Annotated in this window: 19 protein-coding genes; 6 read left to right on the top strand and 13 right to left on the bottom strand. The window is 49.1% G+C overall.

Translation table 11 applies throughout. The features are described from left to right. Positions 1-31 precede the first annotated feature (31 nt). Positions 32-1,099, bottom strand: coding sequence for a malate/lactate/ureidoglycolate dehydrogenase (locus HP572_RS07255; RefSeq protein WP_240585192.1), 1,068 nt, complete (start codon positions 1,097-1,099; stop codon positions 32-34). A 235-nt stretch (positions 1,100-1,334) separates the two neighbouring features. Between HP572_RS07255 and HP572_RS07250 the strand changes: the two genes are divergently transcribed. Continuing rightward, positions 1,335-1,817 (top strand): hypothetical protein, encoded by a 483-nt coding sequence (locus HP572_RS07250; RefSeq protein ID WP_240585191.1) that lies wholly within the window; start codon positions 1,335-1,337, stop codon positions 1,815-1,817. A gap of 42 nt (positions 1,818-1,859) precedes the next feature. Here the strand turns inward: HP572_RS07250 and HP572_RS07245 are convergent, their stop codons facing one another. Further along, positions 1,860-2,006, bottom strand: coding sequence for a hypothetical protein (locus HP572_RS07245; RefSeq protein WP_205550708.1), 147 nt, complete (start codon positions 2,004-2,006; stop codon positions 1,860-1,862). 356 nt (positions 2,007-2,362) lie between these two features. Beyond that, entirely contained in the window at positions 2,363-2,575 is a 213-nt protein-coding gene (gene cspG, locus HP572_RS07240) for a cold shock protein CspG (protein ID WP_010275831.1), read from the bottom strand. A gap of 653 nt (positions 2,576-3,228) precedes the next feature. On the opposite strand from cspG, the gene HP572_RS07235 reads away from it, so the two are divergent. Next, entirely contained in the window at positions 3,229-3,822 is a 594-nt protein-coding gene (locus HP572_RS07235) for a hypothetical protein (protein WP_240585190.1), read from the top strand. A 55-nt stretch (positions 3,823-3,877) separates the two neighbouring features. Here HP572_RS07235 and HP572_RS07230 read toward each other — a convergent pair whose 3' ends face one another. The 4 genes from HP572_RS07230 to ftnA all read right to left on the bottom strand — a co-directional run bounded on the left by HP572_RS07230 (position 3,878) and on the right by ftnA (position 6,338). Then, positions 3,878-4,252 (bottom strand): hypothetical protein, encoded by a 375-nt coding sequence (locus HP572_RS07230; RefSeq protein ID WP_240585189.1) that lies wholly within the window; start codon positions 4,250-4,252, stop codon positions 3,878-3,880. Positions 4,253-4,322: 70 nt separating this feature from the next. Next, positions 4,323-4,688 carry an ankyrin repeat domain-containing protein gene (locus HP572_RS07225; RefSeq protein ID WP_240585188.1) on the bottom strand — a complete coding sequence of 122 codons (366 nt, stop codon included), beginning with the start codon at positions 4,686-4,688 and terminating at the stop codon, positions 4,323-4,325. 502 nt (positions 4,689-5,190) lie between these two features. Next, positions 5,191-5,547: a YebY family protein gene (locus HP572_RS07220; protein WP_240585187.1), complete on the bottom strand. Its 357-nt coding sequence runs from the start codon at positions 5,545-5,547 to the stop codon at positions 5,191-5,193. Between the two features lie 284 nt (positions 5,548-5,831). Further along, positions 5,832-6,338, bottom strand: a complete 507-nt coding sequence (gene ftnA / locus HP572_RS07215; protein WP_010275837.1) for a non-heme ferritin — start codon at positions 6,336-6,338, stop codon at positions 5,832-5,834. A gap of 372 nt (positions 6,339-6,710) precedes the next feature. Here ftnA and HP572_RS07210 point away from each other — a divergent pair, with 372 nt between their 5' ends. Continuing rightward, entirely contained in the window at positions 6,711-6,941 is a 231-nt protein-coding gene (locus HP572_RS07210; RefSeq protein WP_010275841.1) for a DNA polymerase III subunit theta, read from the top strand. Between the two features lie 350 nt (positions 6,942-7,291). On the opposite strand, the gene HP572_RS07205 is transcribed toward HP572_RS07210, so the two are convergent. Next, complete coding sequence (locus HP572_RS07205) at positions 7,292-9,343, bottom strand: S9 family peptidase (protein WP_240585186.1); 2,052 nt, start codon at positions 9,341-9,343, stop codon at positions 7,292-7,294. Between the two features lie 200 nt (positions 9,344-9,543). On the opposite strand from HP572_RS07205, the gene purT reads away from it, so the two are divergent. Further along, positions 9,544-10,722, top strand: a complete 1,179-nt coding sequence (gene purT, locus HP572_RS07200; RefSeq protein WP_240585185.1) for a formate-dependent phosphoribosylglycinamide formyltransferase — start codon at positions 9,544-9,546, stop codon at positions 10,720-10,722. A gap of 54 nt (positions 10,723-10,776) precedes the next feature. On the opposite strand, the gene HP572_RS07195 is transcribed toward purT, so the two are convergent. Both HP572_RS07195 and zwf read right to left on the bottom strand, forming a co-directional pair. Then, positions 10,777-11,418: a bifunctional 4-hydroxy-2-oxoglutarate aldolase/2-dehydro-3-deoxy-phosphogluconate aldolase gene (locus HP572_RS07195; RefSeq protein ID WP_010275853.1), complete on the bottom strand. Its 642-nt coding sequence runs from the start codon at positions 11,416-11,418 to the stop codon at positions 10,777-10,779. A gap of 172 nt (positions 11,419-11,590) precedes the next feature. Continuing rightward, entirely contained in the window at positions 11,591-13,066 is a 1,476-nt protein-coding gene (gene zwf / locus HP572_RS07190; RefSeq protein WP_240585184.1) for a glucose-6-phosphate dehydrogenase, read from the bottom strand. A 383-nt stretch (positions 13,067-13,449) separates the two neighbouring features. Here zwf and HP572_RS07185 point away from each other — a divergent pair, with 383 nt between their 5' ends. After that, complete coding sequence (locus HP572_RS07185; RefSeq protein WP_039286791.1) at positions 13,450-14,319, top strand: MurR/RpiR family transcriptional regulator; 870 nt, start codon at positions 13,450-13,452, stop codon at positions 14,317-14,319. Positions 14,320-14,702: 383 nt separating this feature from the next. Beyond that, entirely contained in the window at positions 14,703-16,145 is a 1,443-nt protein-coding gene (pyk, locus tag HP572_RS07180; RefSeq protein WP_014915164.1) for a pyruvate kinase, read from the top strand. Between the two features lie 154 nt (positions 16,146-16,299). Here pyk and lpxM read toward each other — a convergent pair whose 3' ends face one another. From lpxM to znuA, 3 genes are all read right to left on the bottom strand, one after another. Further along, positions 16,300-17,271, bottom strand: coding sequence for a lauroyl-Kdo(2)-lipid IV(A) myristoyltransferase (gene lpxM, locus HP572_RS07175; RefSeq protein WP_240585183.1), 972 nt, complete (start codon positions 17,269-17,271; stop codon positions 16,300-16,302). Between the two features lie 187 nt (positions 17,272-17,458). Continuing rightward, the gene (gene mepM, locus HP572_RS07170; RefSeq protein ID WP_095699307.1) at positions 17,459-18,781 is read right to left on the bottom strand and encodes a murein DD-endopeptidase MepM; all 1,323 of its coding nucleotides are present in this window, start codon (positions 18,779-18,781) and stop codon (positions 17,459-17,461) included. A 12-nt stretch (positions 18,782-18,793) separates the two neighbouring features. Continuing rightward, on the bottom strand, positions 18,794-19,813 hold the full coding sequence (gene znuA, locus HP572_RS07165; protein WP_305852621.1) for a zinc ABC transporter substrate-binding protein ZnuA: 1,020 nt from the start codon (positions 19,811-19,813) through the stop codon (positions 18,794-18,796). Positions 19,814-19,838: the final 25 nt, after the last annotated feature.

Raw genomic sequence — 19,838 nt, 5'->3', positions numbered from 1 at the left:
TCTCCCGATTATTGTCTTCTCCTGAATAATATTATGCTATTAACGTGAACTCGGCTGGATTCATTCCCAAAGAGATCCCTGCCTCCACGATTTTCTGCCACTCCTGATCGGACACATAAATACCGTCTGCACGATGCTGCGCCTGCGAAATACGCTCCGGTTCACCAGCGATTAAAATAGGCTGTGCCGGATCGGGAGCCGTTGACGTGCGAACGTAGTCCAGCATCGCATCATATTCTTTCTGCAACCACGCCATAGAAACCATACTGGCGGGATCGATAACAATCGTCGTCATGTTATTCACTATCGCACCCTGACGCGCGTTTTCCGGTTGAATGGTTCCGCCGCCAGACAACAGCCCTGCCAGCATTTCAGCCGCTAAAATCAACCCGCCGCCTTTATGCTTCGCAATGGGTTTCAGAGCACCGTGCTTTTCGCCTTCCCACATGACTTTCGGATCGTTAGTGGAAACGCCGTGGCAATCCAACATGACCTCTTCATCAAATGTTTTGCCCGCCAGATATGCGACGCGGGTTTTCCCCAGCGCAACCACGCTGGTGGCGAAATCCAGAACAAAGGCTGCGTTGTGCTCCGTTGGCGGGAATGCAATGCAGATAGGGTTCGTCCCGAAACGAGCTTCACTGCCACACCAGGGAGCTACAATCGGGTCGAGATCGTTAACGTTGACAAAGTGTATCGACACAAGCCCGGCGTCCGCCGCCATTTCTCCATAGGTGCCGATGCGTCCCAAATGGCAGGTAGACGACAGCGTCATTAAACACACGCCCGTCGTTTTCACCCGATCAATAGCCGCCTGCATCGCTTCTTTACCCGTACGCTGACCAAAACCGCGATCGCCGGTAAATTGCAGCACAGCCCCACTGTCACGCACTAAGCGCGCGGGCGTATTCGGGTGCATGATGCCTTTCTCGATGAACGCCACATAATGTGGCAACATCCCCACGCCGTGGCTGTCATGCCCTTTCAGGTTTGCAGCCACGAGATGTTCAGTGACAATTCGGGCTTCGTTTTCTTCACATCCTGCTTTTTGCAATACGCTTTGCGTCGTCGCCATCAGACGACTGGCTGAAATCTGCATCTCTCTTCCCTTCATCTACTGATTTACGCTTCACCGATTTCATCCTATTGCGGAACTGGAGCGAATAAAATATAAACAAATCAAGCGAGATACCAATCAGTGCGATTGCTTTAACCATCTGGTGAAGGATCTCCCCCAGCAGTACCATCCCCGACGTTGTAAGACGTACACAGAGACGGCTGACATATATAGGGTTGCCTGCTTATCGGGTATAGATAATATGGATTTTATTTAAATGAAAAAGACATCGCGTTTTCTTCTGGCGCTTGCCGGATTATGGTTTTCCGTTACGGCTTATTCCGCAACGACCTCTTCGAATCAGACAGAGGAAACCCGGATACCGGCCATCAAACTCATCAATACGCCAGATAATCACTCGGCCTTTGTAACAGGCAGCGTGCCTGCGCTGGAAAAAATCACCGCACAAAAATTTTGGCTCAGTAATTCCACGGAAGCGTGGGAGATGAACGTTCACCCGGCACCGCGCAAACAATATGTCATCACGCTGAAAGGCACGTTGAAATTTCGGGTTAGCGATGGTTCCACTTTTCTGCTTTCTCCTGGAACCGTCTTGATTGCTGCCGATACACAGGGAGAAGGACATAGCTGGGAGATGGTTGAAGGGACTGAATGGGTCAGAATTTATATTCCAATTGTGGATGATAGCGATTATTTCACCCCCGATGCATCGGCCACCGTCGCGCCTAAAGCGCACTAGCTTTTCGCTGCATATTGGCGACAGAAGCCTGTCGCCAACCTATTAAGCCTTATTCGCATCAAACGGATCATCGACATCATCCTTGCTGTCATCACGTTTGCGCGGAATCTCTCCCTGATCTTTTGGCGCATCTTTTGCCGGATGATCGTTTTCATCCTTGCGTCCCGTACCCGTATTTTTCTCAGTCATCGCTTCCTCCTATCACATCGTGTTCTATAAATTTAGTCGATAATTGCTATAAACGGGATATGAATCTGTCGAGTAGATTCTGATAAAAGACATTTTATAATGAAGGTAGAGGAATTATTTCCGTTCGCTATGCAGCAGTTAATGAAGCTGAACGCTTAAGGATAATGAGGAATAAAACAATATAGGCTGCTGAGTGCTGAAGATAAAATGCAGTAAGCGGCTATGAGATATAAAAACAAAAACCCCCAGCTTTACGCTAGGGGGTCTAAGTGCTTTTCTTGACTGCTCCGGATTAAACCATCATCGCTATCGCAAGAGAAACATTAATTCAACTTGGCTTATTACAGCGCAACTTTTTACAGTGCGACAACGTTGCCAGCTGCTGGGCCTTTCTGGCCATTTTCGATGGTGAACTCAACCTTTTGGCCTTCGTCCAGCGTTTTGAAATCGTTGCTCTGAATAGCAGAGAAATGTACGAATACATCTTTGCTGCCGTTGTCAGGAGTAATGAAACCAAAACCTTTACCAGCGTCAAACCATTTTACTAAACCAGTCATTTTATTAGACATAGAAATTACCTTAATTTGTATAGTGCCTTCCGGCAAATAGGGCCTGTGCACAGAATTTAATTAGCAACGATAAGGAGGCTCAAAAGAAGGGATATCTATGGATAACACTTGGAAATGAGAACTGCTTTACTAAACTGCTTTTTAGGTCTGCGAATCAAACCGACCACTCATTAACGCATGTATAAATATCTTTAGCAAGCGTTTATTTTTAAAAACCTTTAAAAGCCAACAGTAATCCTGCAACCACCAGTAATCCTTAGTGGGATTAGCTGCCTTTAAAAGGCACAGAGCCAGACGCTGAACCGCGATAATCATGAAAATAAGAGGACGTTTTATCAGCAACCAAGAGGGGGTTTATCGCTTATTTAGTTTGACACAACCGATAGCCTCCTACCTCTGTGACATACTCTTGTTCGTTTCCATTCTCGATAACATCAACAGTCTCCCTATACTTCCGATTGAAACAGCATTGCATTAACTCCAGAGTAAACACTATAGATTATTAACTTAGCTGGTATATCACCTACGGCTCGCTCTTATTACAGTAGCTCCCAAAGGTGGTGACTGTCTGAATATCCGCGGTTATCTGAGTTTTGTATGGTACTGTTGCCCTTGGAGAACTTAAAAACTTCCTGTCTTAGAGAGGGATTTAGATGTTTGGCTGGCGTAAAAAAGAGTACGAGAATAACTACATCAATTTATTGCTCAATATTCCATCACCCCCAACTGAATGGCATCCCAGAATAGAGATCGCTATTGGAGGATTAACAGAGATCGGCTTTTCTCATCGACAAAACCACCTGTTACTGGTCATATCATCCTCAGGACGAGGAGTGTTCAACTGTATCACTGGCGAAAAGGTTGCCAGAGACGTTGAAGAATACGGGAACTGGTACGATCCCATCAATTTAACCTGTAAAGGCATAGGTCCATTAGCAGATGAGGATATTTCCATTGCCGGACTATGTGGTGGCGGATTGCCAATGTGTAATCAATATGGTGAAACATTGGTACGGGCCGCACCAGAATGGCCCCTTGAAGTCCTAATCTGGTGCCCACCAAATAAAGATGCGTTATGCATAGGCCATCAAGAGGGATGCCTCAAACTGCTTTCCGACCATTTCCGTTGTACTGGATTTTCGTGGAATGGTGAATTCATCATTTCCGCTACGAGTAGCGATATTACTGTGTGGCAGAGAAAACCATCGCTTAGCCAGAGTACTACCGCTGCACCAACTCAAACATAGCGGCTAGTTGACTACTACAGTTTAAACTGACCGCATATTTTTCGTACCGCTATAGCTAATTGTTAGTTAAACTCTCTTTTACTTTTGTCACACAACGAGGAACCATCAACTCTCTGAGTGCCCCCCTTATATCATCGTCATACTGTCGATTAGGGGGACGATGATCTTTACGGAATGATTCGGCAATCTTAGCCGATGTAGCAATATACTCCGACTCATCAATACCGAAATCTGAAAGGCTAAAACCGCGTTCTTTGAAGCTAGATACCTCTTCATTAACAATTATCAGCACATCTCTGTCCGTTGATCCCGCCTTGTCAGTAATATTCCACTCAGTCAAGCAGATTTCATGTGCAGCTTTGTTGGTATCATTAATGGCAGCAAATGATGCCAATGGTAAAGCCAGTACTAAAATAATGATGTTGCGCATCTTAACGTCAATCTCTTTGAAATAAAAAGACCCGCCAAAGCGAGCCCAGAAGTGGTTTTTATTTGCGACGTTAAAGTCTTAGCTCCTTGCCGCCGTTCTTTATCAAGATGTCTGCTATATCCTGATTGCCGTTAGCTATAGTCACCACTAAAGGACTGTATCCGCTGTCATTAACAGCATTAACATCTGCCCCTTTTTCCAGAAGAAATATGGCAACCTCTTTGTTGCCAATCATTCCTGCTAAATGCAGCGGAGTGAACCCAGCGCCAGTCCTTGAATTAATTAACTCAGGATTCTTATTGATCAATTGGATCGCTTCTTTGTTTGATGTTTTTGACCAAATTAAATCAGCTAATCTTTGGCCTTCAGCCAAATCGGAAGCGCAGGTAGAAAAGGACAATAAAATAGCGACAACAAACAATAAAACCGATTTCATACACACTCCAATGTTCACTCATCCATAAATAGAGTGCCAATAATACCAGCATTATGCTGCGAATAGTTATCTGTTAATTTACACAGCGAGCGCAAAAGAAGCGGCATCGCTTTAATAATAAAACCACACTAGCGGCGGATTTCTGAAATTGTGTCGCTTGCGAATACGGCCAGTTCACGGATATCTGGATACTAGGGGAAGGAATACACCTACCTATTATCGATTTTCGTAAGAATTTAAAATAATCCCTTTAAAATCATATAGAAAAAAAAGACTGAATACGATTCCTGTATTCAGTCTAGGGAAATGGCTCTTGTTAGAGCCGTGCGCTAAAAGTTGGCATTTATACAAGCTGTACTAGCCCTGTAGACTTAAGCTTAGCCAACTCCCTCGCGTTTTCCAGCCTTAACCTATTCGCAATCATCACAAATGGAACAGATTTCACACTTTATCTTAACCATAAAGAAGTAATTATTTAACATTAATAGGTAAATCAATCACTTCATGGTTTAGCATCTGCCTGACACAACTGCTCTGCACGTTCGATAAATGGCTGAAGGCTTTTTTTCTGTCCGGGATGCTTAGGATCGTCTAGCCAGATCGCGTCTATCGGCTGTGCACTCACCTGCCCGGATTTCATTTGCGCAATGGCAACATCGTTTAGCGGATATTGCATCAGCGTTCCGGTATGTAAGGCGTACAGCGCATTGCCAGGGCGACAAATCAGTTGAACTTCTTCACGCGTAAAAGCCCAGCGTTCGCCGTATTCAAACCGGCTGACATTTGCCAGTTTAGCGGCAGCAAACGCATTCACAGACAGTGAAGTAAGCACGATAGATAGCAAAAATTTCTTCATCATGGTATTCCCGACATGGCGTATTCAAACAATGATGTGTGTGAGTTTTGCAGCCTTATCCGAATCAGAGAAAGACAGCCTCAAACCTTATAAAACATAACGTTGTATATCACGACTGATGCGATCATAGCGACAGAGGAAGGTGAAGTCGAGTGCGGAGTTCAGGAATAATATCGGTAGTTTGCTGCTAGCAGAAAGGTCGTTCAGGAGGGGAGAATGGCGGGATAAGGAGAATATTATCCCGCGTTATTCAACGACTCATTGGCTGACAGAAGCGTCGCTTGCCATTAGGTTGACGGTGCCGCCGCAGACATTTTTTTCAGGTCCTGATCGATGAAGAACAGACCGCCTTCGCTGGCTTTGACTAACGCCAATTTGTCCAGAATAGAACGGAACAATTTCTCTTCTTCGTGCTGCTCAGCAACGTACCATTGCAGGAAGTTAAATGTAGAGTAATCCTGCAGCGCCATCGCTTCATGCGCCAGCTCATTAATTTTTGCAGTGATCAGCTGTTCGTGTTCATAGGTCAGCTTGAAAACATCAGCCAGTGAGTCGAAATCAATCGGCGGTGCAGCAATCGCGCCTAATACAGGCAGGCTTCCGGTGTCGTCCAGATAGTCAAACAGGCGCTGCATGTGCTGCATTTCTTCCTGAGAATGCGTCTTCAGGAAACTGGATGCGCCTTCAAAACCTTTGTCACCGCACCATGCGCTCATTTGCAGATACAAATTCGCGGAATAAAACTCCAGATTAAGTTGCTCATTCAGCTTCTGAATCATTTCTTTTTTTAACATGTTAACTCCCTATTTTCCCGGCAGGTGAAATTATTCAGGGCATTATGCCTGAAAAAATAAAATAAAAAACACTTTATTAACATTGATATCAAATTAACAAAAAACACTATTTAAACAACAAGTTAACATTTATGTTATTGATATTTATTATCACTTAAGTCTTGAGGTAAATATATTATTGCGAATCATTGTTATTATCAAAAATAACAACCGCGAGTGATATCATGTATGAGGCGTTTGTATTAAAAATGATTCCCATTTCGTAATGAGAATAATAAACATCCACATAATAAGGTGAACGCTTGCCATTTTCCTGTCACTACTTTACCGTGACACGCATCAGTCTGTGGCCAATAGGCAGGAGAAAACGGTATGGGATACAATCTGGCGGAATTGTCCAAAGAAGAGATGGATAAAGTTAACGTGGACTTGGCGGCGTCAGGCGTAGCCTTCAAAGAACGTTACAATATGCCAGTCATTCCCGAGGTCGTTGAGAGAGAACAACCCGAGTACTTGCGTGACTATTTTCGCGAGCGCGTGATGTTTTATCGCCAGCGTTCGCTGCAGTTCTCTCGTTTACCCTACGAACCGAAGTCTAAGTAGGCTTATCCCTTCATTATTCCAACCTACGACGACCTTGCCGTGGAAAACATCCCTTTCCACGGGTTACATTCTTACACAGCAAAAACGATTTTCTGCTTGCATATCGGCCCGCACAAGAGGTTAATGGAGTGGCAACCTACCCTTTTATCACGCGAGGCAAGATATGAGTAAAGGTCTGGATAGCAAAAAGAACAGTAAGAAGAAGCCCCTGAAAACGGCCGCCGAAAAACGGGCCGATAAAAGGGCAAAGAAACCGCAGGCTGATATTACCTGAGTTGTGATCTGACCTAAGTAATATGCCGTGCCGATCGGGTAAACCCGAAAACGGGTTTACCCTCATAACCAAAGCTTTATTCGTGCGCTTCCTCAACCATTTCAAGCACCATCAGCAGAAAAGCATATTCCAACGCAATATCATCATAGCGCTTGAAACGACCGGATTTTCCGCCGTGCCCCGCATCCATATCGGTGTATAGCAGCACCAGACGATCGTCCGTTTTGACTTCCCGTAACTTCGCCACCCACTTTGCAGGTTCCCAATACTGAACCTGAGAGTCGTGTAACCCAGTCGTCACCAGCAAATGCGGATAGCGTTGCGCGGTAACACCGTCATAGGGACTATATTGCTTGATGTAGTCATAATAGAGTTGTTCATTCGGATCGCCCCACTCGTCATACTCACCGGTCGTCAACGGGATAGACTCATCCAGCATTGTCGTCAGCACATCAACGAATGGAACCTGGGCAACAACGCCCTTAAATAGATCGGGAGCCATGTTCACTACCGCGCCCATCAATAGCCCGCCCGCACTGCCCCCCATGGCAAACATGTTGTTCCTGTCGCCATAACCTTTTTCTATCAATGCCTGAGACACATCGATGAAGTCGGTGAAGGAATGCATTTTATTGAGCAGGCGGCCATCGTCATACCACTGTTGACCTAGCTCACCCCCACCGCGAATGTGCGTTAAGGCAAAGACGAACCCTCTGTCCAGCAGACTCAAACGGCTAACGCTAAAATCCGGATCCATGCTATGGCTATAAGCGCCATAGCCGTAGACCAGTATCGGGTTCTTGCCTGGGCTGAAATGATCGCGATGATAAACGAGGGAAACCGGAACATCGACGCCATCCCGAACCGTGATCCACAAGCGCTCGCTCCGGTAATTGTCCGGAGAGAAATCTTTCACTTCGGCTTGTTTGAGTAGCTGCTGCTCGCCTGTATCCAGATTCAATTCATACAGCGTGCTGGGCGTTGTCATTGATGAATAGCCATACCGCATCAATGCCGTTTCTGGCGTAGGGTTGTACGACAGCCACGTCACATAGCTCGCATCATTAAAGGTGATCGCTTTTTCTTCCTGCGTCTGCCAGTGAATCTGGCGTAAGCTGGTCAAACCGCGCTCCCGTTCTTCAACCACCAGCCAGTCACGGAACAACTCAAAACCTTCTAGTACGCGGTGTTCATGTGGTGCAATCAGCGTTTCCAGCGCTTGCTCATCGGGCCTATCCGAACGGTAGAGGCCAAAATTTTTCCCTTCTCGATTGGAGCGCAGATAAAACTTATCCTGATAGTGATCGATGCCATATTCATGATCTTTTCGACGTGGAATACCTACCTGCGGCAACGCATCCGGGCGCGTCGCGTCAAGCAGCAACACCTCGCTCGTCGTCGTGCTACTGAGATAAATGGTGATGTAGTGCTCTGATGTCGTTTTACTCAGGCTAACGTAATAGGTGTCGTCTTTCTCTTCATAGACCAGCTCATCCAACGCCGGATCGCTCCCCAGACGGTGGCGATAGACCTGATACGGCAACAGCGTTTGCTCATGTTTGCGCACGTAATACAGAACCGTCGAATCCGCCGACCATTCCGCTCCTGCGGTCACATTTTCGATCACATCCGGTAACCACTCGCCGCTGTTCAGATCGCGAAAACGAAGCGTGTACTGCCGACGGGATAAAAAGTCCTCCGAGAGCGCCAGCAGCCTATTGTCCGGACTAACTTCAAGCGTGCCGAGACTGTAAAACTCATGCCCCTCAGCACGTTGATTCCCGTCCAGCAACGTTTCCCACGCATCTGTTGCTTGCTCAGGCTGACGCAGATAGATGGCGTACTCTTTCCCCTGCTCATAGCGACTTTGGTAGCGATAGCCTTTTCTGACATACGGCACAGACATGTCCGTCGACGGAATGCGTTTAACCATTTCGTCATACAGTGACCGTTTGCGTGCGTCATGAGGTGCCATGACGGCTTCGCTATAGGCGTTTTCCTGCGTCAGATACTCCAACACCTGCGGATCGGTACGCTGGTCATCACGCAGCCAGTAATAATTGTCGATACGCGTATCGCCATGTGTACTTAGTACATGGGGTCTTTTTTCAGCTTGCGGTGTCTTCATGGCGTCGGATCTCGTTGTCTTGACATAAAATTTTCGCTTTGTAAGAAGAGTGGCACGATTGCCCAGCAATGCCAAGCCACGTCCTTGTCTCTTGGTGCGCTTTTGCGCATCGCATTCCACTGCACGCCCTCTTTAATGCGCACGCAAACGTTTTCGTTTATACTGCGGCCATTTTTCACAACCCGATCAGGTATAAGGTTATGTTAACAATTGGAACCGCCCTGCGTGCGGATGCCACACGCGTGATGCTGCTTGGCTCCGGTGAATTAGGCAAAGAAGTGGCGATTGAATGTCAACGCCTGGGAATCGAAGTGATTGCGGTCGATCGCTATACCGATGCCCCCGCTATGCAGGTTGCGCATCGCAGCCACGTCATCAATATGTTGGATGGCGATGCATTAAAAGCGCTGGTTGAAGCCGAACGTCCTGATTACATCGTGCCGGAAATCGAAGCCATCGCAACCGACATGCTGGTGACGCTGGAAAAGCAGGGCCACCACGTTGTTCCTTGTGCCGAAGCGACGCGCCTGACGATGAATCGTGAAGGTATCCGTCGTCTGGCTGCTGAAACACTCGGCGTTCCCACTTCCACCTACCGTTTTGCCGACAGCGAAGAGAACTTTCGTCAGGCGGTAGAGGCGATTGGCTATCCTTGCATTGTTAAACCGGTCATGAGTTCCTCTGGCAAAGGGCAAAGCCTGATTCGCTCTGCTGAGCAGTTAGATCAGGCTTGGAGCTACGCCCAGCAGGGTGGACGTGCAGGCGGCGGGCGCGTCATTGTGGAAGGACTGGTTAACTTTGATTTTGAGATCACCTTACTGACCATCCATGCGGTTGACGGTATTCATTTCTGCGCGCCAATCGGCCATCGTCAGGAAGACGGCGACTATCGTGAATCCTGGCAGCCACAGCAGATGAGTGCGCTGGCGCAGGAACGCGCGCAGAAAATGGCCAGCGATGTTGTAAAAGCGCTCGGCGGCTATGGCCTGTTCGGCGTGGAGCTTTTCGTCTGCGGCGATGAAGTCATCTTCAGTGAAGTCTCCCCTCGCCCGCACGATACCGGCATGGTGACGATGATTTCTCAGGATCTGTCCGAGTTTGCGCTGCACGTGCGTGCTTTCCTGGGACTGCCCATTGGCGCAGTTCGTCAGTATGGTGCTTCGGCTTCCGCCGTGATTTTACCGGAACTGGATAGCAGCAACGTACGCTATCAGGGGCTGGAAAGCGCACTGCTCCCTCATACGCAAATTCGCCTGTTTGGTAAACCGGATATCAGCGGCAAACGCCGTATGGGTGTCACATTAGCCAGTGCGGAAACCACAGATGATGCTGTAGCCATCGCCAAGCGCGTTGCTGCGGGCGTAAAAGTCAGCGGCTAATACAAAAAAGGCCACTCGCAGTGAGTGGCCTTTGTCATTCAGTCACGAGCAAACTTAGGCTTTTGCACCCGCAACGGCTTCACGAGCCAGTTCAGTAATACGTGCGTAATCACCGCTTTCCAGCGCGTCGTTCGGCACCAGCCATGAACCACCCACACACAGCACGCTTTTCAGCGCCAGATAGTCGCGGTAGTTATTCGGCGTAATGCCACCGGTTGGGCAGAAACGGATCTGAGCAAACGGACCGGCGATCGCCTGGAGCGCTTTCACGCCGCCGTTAGCTTCCGCTGGGAAGAATTTGAACTCACGCAGGCCGTAATCCATACCCAGCATCAGTTCAGATACGGTGCTGATACCTGGGATCAACGGGATGTTACCTTCCGTTGCGGCTTTCAACAGCGGCTCGGTCAGACCTGGACTGATGGCAAACTGCGCACCCGCCTCAACCACCGCAGCCAGTTGCTCAGGGTTTGTTACCGTACCCGCACCCACGATAGCTTCCGGTACTTCTTTTGCAATCGCGCGAATCGCTTCGATGGCACAGTCGGTACGCAATGTCAGTTCCAGAACGCGAACGCCGCCCGCGACTAACGCTTTTGCCATCGGCACCGCGTGTTCCAGTTTGTTGACCACAATCACAGGAACAACGGGACCCGTTGTCAAAATCTGTTCCGCGCTCGTTTTCCAGTTTTTCATCAAAAGTTATCTCCAGTCATGCCCGAAGGCATCATTAATTATATAGCGCGCCCCTGCCACAGGGATCTGCGTCGCCGCAGATGTCCGACCGCACCGTGAGCCATACATTAAAAACTGTGGGAGGCCGACCGTTCTCGGCCAGCCTCCCCATTACTGACGTATTACCAAAAAATTACTCAAACTCATTCCAGGAACGGCCATCGCGGGTAATCATCGCCACGGATGCCACTGGTCCCCAGCTTCCTGCCTGATACGGCTTCGGTGCATCGTTGTCCATCGCCCACGCATCCATGATGGAATCCACCCACTTCCAGGCTTCTTCAACTTCATCACGACGGACAAACAGCGCCTGAATCCCACGCATGGTTTCCAGCAGCAGACGCTCGTAAGCATCGGCCAAATGCTGCTGATTAAAGGTTTCCGAGAAGCTCAGATCCAGTTTCACCGTTTGCAGACGGTGTTTGTGATCTAACCCCGGGATTTTGTTCAGAATCTGAATTTCCACACCTTCATCCGGCTGCAAGCGAATGATCAGCTTGTTCTGCGGTAACTGCTGGTAGGAATCATGGAACAGGTTCAGTGCAGGGTTTTTAAAGTACACGACGACTTCGGAACATTTGGTCGGCAGGCGTTTACCAGTACGCAGGTAGAACGGCACACCAGACCAGCGCCAGTCATCGATATCAACGCGAATCGAGACGAAGGTTTCTGTGCTGCTGCTTTTGTTCGCGCCCTCTTCTTCCAGATAGCCCGGCACTTTATGTCCCTGAACAAAACCAGAAGTGTATTGCCCGCGAACGGTAGTTTCATGCACGTTGGAGCGATCGATACGACGCAGTGAACGCAGCACTTTCACTTTTTCATCACGGATGCGGTCGGTCGTCAAATCAGACGGCGGCGACATCGCAATCATCGTCAGAATCTGTAACAGGTGGTTCTGGATCATGTCGCGCATCTGGCCGGCTTTATCGAAATAGCCCCAGCGCCCTTCAATCCCGACTTCCTCGGCTACCGTGATCTGCACATGGTCGATCGTCCGGTTGTCCCAGTTTGAGGAGAACAACGAGTTGGCAAAACGCAGCGCCAGCAGGTTCAGAACGGTCTCTTTACCCAGATAGTGGTCGATACGGTAAACCTGGCACTCGTTAAAGAATTCCGCGACCTGATCGTTAATGACGCGAGAAGACTCCAAATCGGTACCCAGCGGTTTTTCCATTACCACACGCGCTGGCTCTTTATTCAGCCCTGCGGTTCCCAACCCTTTGCAGATCGCACCGAATGTACTCGGCGGCATGGCAAAATAGTTGATGGTGGTACGGTTTTTCTGGTCAAGCATCTTGCCCAGCTTGTTGAAGGCTTTGGTGTCTTCCACATCAAGATTGCAGAAATCCAGCCGACTGCTTAGCGTTTCCCACAACTTATCGTCGATGGCTTCTTTCATAAAGGTGTCAAGCGCTTCGCGCACGACGCGGGTATACTCCGCTTTATCCCAATCCGCACGGCCCACCCCGATAATTCTGGTGTCCGTATGGATGTGACCTGCTTTTTCCAACTGGTAAAGGGAAGGCAGCAATTTACGGCGTGCCAGATCGCCCTTAGCACCGAAAATAACCAGATCGCACGCTTGGGCTGTTGAAGTTACCGCCATGTTCATCTCCTCGTTGCAGGATGCTGTAATTTTATTACAGCGATAATGTACTCTTTTTGACTACAGCCAGTAAACCCATCATAAAAATGCCAAATAATGGTCGGCATTGACTGAAAACTATGCATAAATCGGTCTGTGCAGTGGCTGAAGTCACTTATGCATTCGCCCTAAAACGAAATTTTCCGTCGTTTCTGACAGTCGATTACTTTTCTGAAAGTTAGACACATGTCATGTTCTGGCAAAAAAAGGCCCCAACTTAACCTGTTGCCCTCTGCCAACCACTACAGGGTCGTAGTATATTTTCACGACTTACATTTTTTCACGTAATGCATGCCAGTGTACCTTTAGTTGAAATTGGAAAAAACTTACATGGCCCTTGTCGTATGAATATGCTGGAAAAAATCCAGAGCCACCTGGAACTCTTGAGCAAATCAGAAAGAAAAGTTGCTGAAGTGATCCTGAGCACGCCACAAACAGCCATTCACTCCAGCATCGCGACCTTAGCCAAAATGGCCGATGTCAGCGAGCCAACGGTTAATCGTTTCTGTCGCCGCCTTGAAACTAAAGGTTTTCCCGATTTTAAACTACATCTGGCGCAAAGTCTGGCAAACGGTACACCGTATGTGAACCGTAACGTTGAAGAAGATGACAGCGTTGATGCCTATACCAGTAAAATTTTTGAATCCGCCATGGCTGGCCTGGAGCAGGTGAAATCCAGTCTGGATGTCGCCGCCGTCAACCGCGCCGTGGATTTACTGACGCAGGCGAAGAAAATCTCGTTCTTTGGCCTGGGCGCTTCCGCCGCTGTCGCGCATGATGCGATGAACAAATTTTTCCGCTTCAATATCCCCGTTGTCTATTTCGATGACATCGTTATGCAGCGCATGAGCTGCATGAATTCCAGCGACGGCGACGTCGTGGTGTTGATCTCTCATACTGGCAGAACCAAAAGTCTGGTCGAAATGGCGCAACTGGCACGCGAGAACGACGCGACCGTCATCGCCATCACCTCGGACGGCACGCCGCTGGCGCGTGAGGCGTCGTTGGCCTTGCGGCTTGATGTGCCCGAAGATACCGATGTCTACATGCCGATGGTGTCCCGCATCGCTCAGTTGACGCTAATTGACGTTCTGGCGACCGGGTTCACGCTGCGCCGCGGGGAAAAATTTCGTGATAACCTGAAACGGGTCAAAGAGGCCCTGCGTGAATCACGCTTTGATAAAGACGAGCGGCTGATTAACCCCTTCAGGTGATAGATAAGTTTTACACTGTGCTTTGTTTTTTAGTTATATTTTATACCCTAAATAATTCGAGTTTCAGGAAGGCGGCAAGCGAGGGAGTCCCGATGAGCTTACTCAAGTAAGTGATTCGGGTGACTGAACGCAGCCAACGCACATGCAACTTGAAGTATGACGGGTAATTAAAATGAGCGGTATCATCAACCGGCTTCATCTTGATATGCCCACAGACTGCAGGCATGGAAAGATGGCGGGGATTACCTGTACAGTATGATAATCAGACTCAACACGATGTTCGGATAACGCAGGTGAAATAGTTTTGTTGTAAAGTGACATTTTGCACCGTTATTCGACGCTTAATCGCAACACTACAGCTTCACAAGTGAACGGAGTTATACATGTCCAGACGGCTCAGAAGAACCAAAATTGTCACCACCCTGGGGCCCGCTACCGACCGTGATAATAATCTCGAAAAGATTATCAGTGCGGGCGCGAACGTAGTACGCATGAATTTTTCTCACGGCACACCAGAAGATCATCTATTACGTGCCAACAAAGTTCGTGAAATTGCGGCTAAATTAGGCCGCCACGTTGCCATTCTTGGCGATCTACAGGGTCCAAAAATTCGTGTTTCTACCTTCAAAGAAGGTAAAATTTTCCTGAATATCGGCGACAAATTCTTGCTGGATGCCAACTTAGCGAAAGGCGAAGGCGATAAAGAAAAAGTCGGGATCGATTACAAAGGCTTGCCGAGCGACGTGGTACCTGGCGATATCCTGTTACTGGATGATGGCCGAGTACAGTTGAAAGTCCTCCAGGTTGAAGGCCTGAAAGTGTATACCGAAGTCACCGTTGGCGGCCCGCTGTCCAACAATAAAGGCATCAACAAACTCGGCGGCGGTCTGTCTGCCGAAGCCCTGACGGAAAAAGATAAAGCCGACATTATTACTGCCGCAAAAATTGGCGTCGACTATCTGGCCGTCTCTTTCCCTCGTACCGGTGAAGATCTCAACTACGCACGCCGCCTCGCGCGTGATGCGGGTTGTCACGCCAAGATCGTATCAAAAGTTGAACGTGCTGAAGCCGTTTGCTCAGATGCCGCAATGGATGACATTATTCTGGCGTCCGACGTGGTGATGGTGGCAAGGGGCGATCTGGGCGTTGAAATCGGCGACCCAGAGCTGGTGGGGATTCAGAAGAAATTGATCCGTCGCGCCCGTCAGTTGAACCGTGCGGTCATTACCGCTACGCAGATGATGGAATCGATGATCACCAACCCGATGCCAACGCGTGCAGAGGTGATGGACGTCGCTAACGCCGTGTTGGATGGCACCGATGCCGTGATGCTGTCGGCGGAAACCGCTGCGGGCCAATATCCGGCGGAAACCGTCGCCGCTATGGCGAAAGTGTGTTTAGGCGCGGAGAAGATCCCAAGCATCAATGTCTCCAAGCACCGCCTTGACGTACAGTTTGATAACACCGAAGAATCCATCGCGATGTCTTCCATGTACGCCGCCAACCACCTGAAAGGGGTGACGGCGCTGATCGCCATGACGGAATCGGGTCGGACCGCCCTGATGATGTCCCGTATCAGTTCCGGTCTGCCGATTTTCGCTATGTCTCGTCATGAGCACACGCTGAACCTGACCGCGCTGTATCGTGGCGTGACTCCCGTGCATTTCGACAGCTACACGGACGGCGTCGCTGCCGCCAATGATGCAGTGATCCTGCTGCGCGATAAAGGGTTCCTGATGTCTGGGGATCTAGTCATCGTCACACAGGGTGACATCATGGGTACCGTGGGCACCACCAACACGATCCGCATCCTGCGCGTGGAATAATCGTTGCTATAACCGTCCGCGACGGAGTTAGCGGACGGAGTTGTGATAGCACGAAGCGCGAGACTAAAAAGTGTGATAGCAAAAAGCCGGACGATTTCTCGTCCGGCTTTTTTATCTATGCGGCCTATCAGCCCGCTGTTATCTACCGTATAAGCTAGTTGCGGTATAAATCATCCCGACAGTACGGCTCAATTTCACCCGGCTTACGGGTTTTCAGCAGTTTCAGAATCCAGGTGTACTGCTCAGGATTCGGTTTGACCAGAATTTCCACTTCTTCGTTCATGCGCCGTGCAATATATGCATCATCCGCGTCCGCCAAGTCGTCCATCGGCGGGCGAATAAACACATCGAGGCAGCCGTCCTTAGCGTTATAGACCGGGAACAACGGCACGATATCAGCGCGACACACCTTCATCAGTCGTCCAACGGCAGGCAGCGTTGCCTTATAGGTTCCAAAGAAATCAACGAATTCGCTGTGCTCCGCACCGTGATCCTGATCGGGCAGATAATAACCCCAGCACCCGGAGCGCACAGAGCTGATAAACGGCTTAATGCCGTCGTTACGAGCATGGATGCGACCACCAAAACGACGACGTAACCGATTCCACCAGTAGTCCACCAGCGCATTCTTCTGGTTGTGGAACATGGCCGCCATACGCTGGCCACGTGAGGTCAGCAGCATCGCGGGGATATCAACCCCCCAACCGTGCGGAACCAGAAAAATAACGTTCTTATCTTGTGCTTTAATGCGATCCAGAATGTCTTCGCCATGCCAGCGAACGTATTTTTCGATTTTCTTCGGGTTACGAATCCCTACTTCCACCATCATAATCATCGACTGAGGAGCCGTCGCAAACATGTCATCGATGATAGCTTCGCGCTGTGCTTCCGTTAATTCCGGCATGCAATACAGCAGATTAATACGGGCACGGCGGCGTGCGCCTTTTGATATTCTCCCAACAAAACGCCCTAACCCACCCAGCACCGGATTTCTTAATCGCGCGGGAACATAGGCAGCAAGCGCCATCACTCCAACGCCTAACCAAACGCCCCAATAGCGCGGATGAAAAAAGGCGCGTTGAAACTGGGGAACAAATTCAGCGTTCGATTTTTTTTCTTTTTCCATGCCTAAACTCTTCAGATCAATCAATGAACATAATCATAATTGCCGCTCGGCGTTTAGCAACACCGACGACAGTTACGTAAAAACACGTCTGCTCGATAATAAAAAATCAGGAACTGGTGTTTTATCAAATGTTCTATAAATGAAAATGCCGGCAGCAAGCCACCGGCATAACACGCAGTCAATAGAATTAATCAAACTTAAGCTGCGGTACGACCTCTTTCACCTGCGCCAGATAATCACGACGCTCTTTACCCGCCAGCCCTTCAGAGCGTGGCAGTTTAGCCGTTAACGGGTTTACCGCCTGCTGGTTGATCCAGAATTCGTAGTGCAGATGCGGGCCGGTAGAACGACCGGTATTACCGGACAACCCGATACGATCGCCACGTTTCACTTTCTGTCCCGGTTTAACCAGGATGCGATGCATATGCATGTAGCGCGTGGTGTACTGACGACCATGACGGATGGCAACATAGTTTCCTGCTGCACCGCTGCGTTTCGCAATCACAACTTCCCCATCCCCGACAGCCAGAACCGGCGAACCGACCGGCATGGCAAAATCGACACCTTTATGCGGTGCGACGCGCCCTGTTACCGGGTTCAGACGACGTGGATTAAAATTGGAGGAAATACGGAATTGTTTCATGGTTGGGAAACGCATAAAGCCACGCGTCAAACCAGAACCTTCACGATCGTAGAATTTACCGTCTTCTGCACGAATCGCGTAATAGTCTTTGCCACCGGTATTCAGACGGACGCCGACCAGTTCGCTCTGCTCACTTTTACCATCGAGCATTTCGCGGGACATCAGGACAGAGAAGGTGTCGTCTTTACGTAATTTACGGAAATCCAACTGCCATTGCAGCGCTTTGATCACGTCCCGCACTTCTGTGCTGGTCAAACCGGCGTTTTTTGCACTGCTAACGAAGCTACCACTGACTCGGCCATTCAGAACGCTATTCCGCCACTCGCCTTTCAGCGTCTCAATACGCTCTTTAAAATCGTTACCCACGCGCTCATAAATACGTGTTTCACGGCGAGACATCTGCCAAGTCAAACTTTGCAGGTCACCGTTCTCTGCCAGAGCCCATGAAATTTGCTGACCGATTTTCAGGTTCCGCAAATCTTTATTCTGCTCGGCGAGCTGGGTGACATCGGCAATATCAATACCGTATTGCGTCAAAATGCTGCTTAAGGTATCGCCCGTAGAGACCACGTACTCATGTACGCCGCCTTCATCGGCAACCTTATCATCCAGCTCATCTTGTGGAATGTCGTCATCCGGCGAGGGTTGGTCTATCGGTTCACTGGCTTCAGGTGTCAGCGTACGCAGCTGGCTGGTTTCCAGATCGATATCTTTCACGATGACGGGGGCATCATCGACGTGGGGATAAACAAAAGGCCGCCAAACGGCAACGGCCAATGTCACAACGGTAAGCGACCCCAGCATGACGCGATGGGGCCGAGGTAAGCTGTTATACGCCAGAGCGATAGTTCGGACTATCTGCTGCACTTATTCGTATCCTCATGATTTTTCCTCCAGACAGCTCACATACTGGTTCGATAGCTGCAACAAGAAATCGGCATAGCTATCTCTACCCAGTGCAATATTGCTTCCCAATGGATCGAGCACACCCGAGCGCACGTCAGTTCCCTTGGCAACAGCATTAATAACGGCTGGCCTGAATTGTGGTTCAGCAAAAACGCATACGGCTTTGTGCTCAACCAACTGTGTTCGTATTTGATGTAAACGCTGTGCTCCGGGTTGGATTTCGGGGTTAACCGTGAAGTAACCCAAGGGGCTTAACCCATAGTGTTTCTCAAAATAACCATAGGCATCATGGAACACGAAATACCCTTTACCCTGCACAGGCGCTAGCATCTTAACAATTTTTTCATCTGCTTGCCCGATTTTATCCGTGAAATAAAGCAGATTCGCGTCTAGTTTGTCCTTATTCTGAGGCATAAGTTCCAATAATTTTGCATGAATGGCAATTGCCGCCTGTTTTGTCATCTCCGGCGACAGCCAAATGTGCATATTGTACTCACCATGATGGTGACCATCGTCGCCGTCATCATGGGCGGCATGGCTATGATCGTGCCCCTTTCCATGGTCATCATGCGCCTGTTCATGGCCATCCTCATGGTCGTGTCCGGCTTCTTTTTCCAGCTCGGATTTAATCGCTGGCAGCGCGGAAAGCGTAATCTGCTTTTCAGGTGAAACTTTCGCTAACGGCTTTCCGAGAAAGGCTTCCATTTCCGGCCCAACCCAAATCACCAGTTCTGCGGACTGTAAACGCTGGACATCAGACGGGCGCAAGGCATAATCGTGGGGCGACGCGCCATCAGGTAACAAAACCTCCGTTGGCGTCACGCCATCGGCAATAGCCGACGCAATGAATCCCAAAGGACGAATTGACGTAATGACCGCAGCGGATGCCGCGCTGATTGACATCACGCTTGCGAGTAGCGTGCTGGCAACAAACACACTTTTTAACCATTTTTTTTGCTGAATAGATTTTTTTTGTTGAATAGATTGCTGCATGAAAGTCGATCCCATCGATTTTTAT

It is taken from the genome of Pectobacterium sp. PL64, assembly GCF_022477975.1.
Lineage (GTDB): Bacteria > Pseudomonadota > Gammaproteobacteria > Enterobacterales > Enterobacteriaceae > Pectobacterium > Pectobacterium jejuense.
Note: the sequence above shows the minus strand (reverse complement) of the source record. Positions and strands in the feature narration are given on the sequence as shown.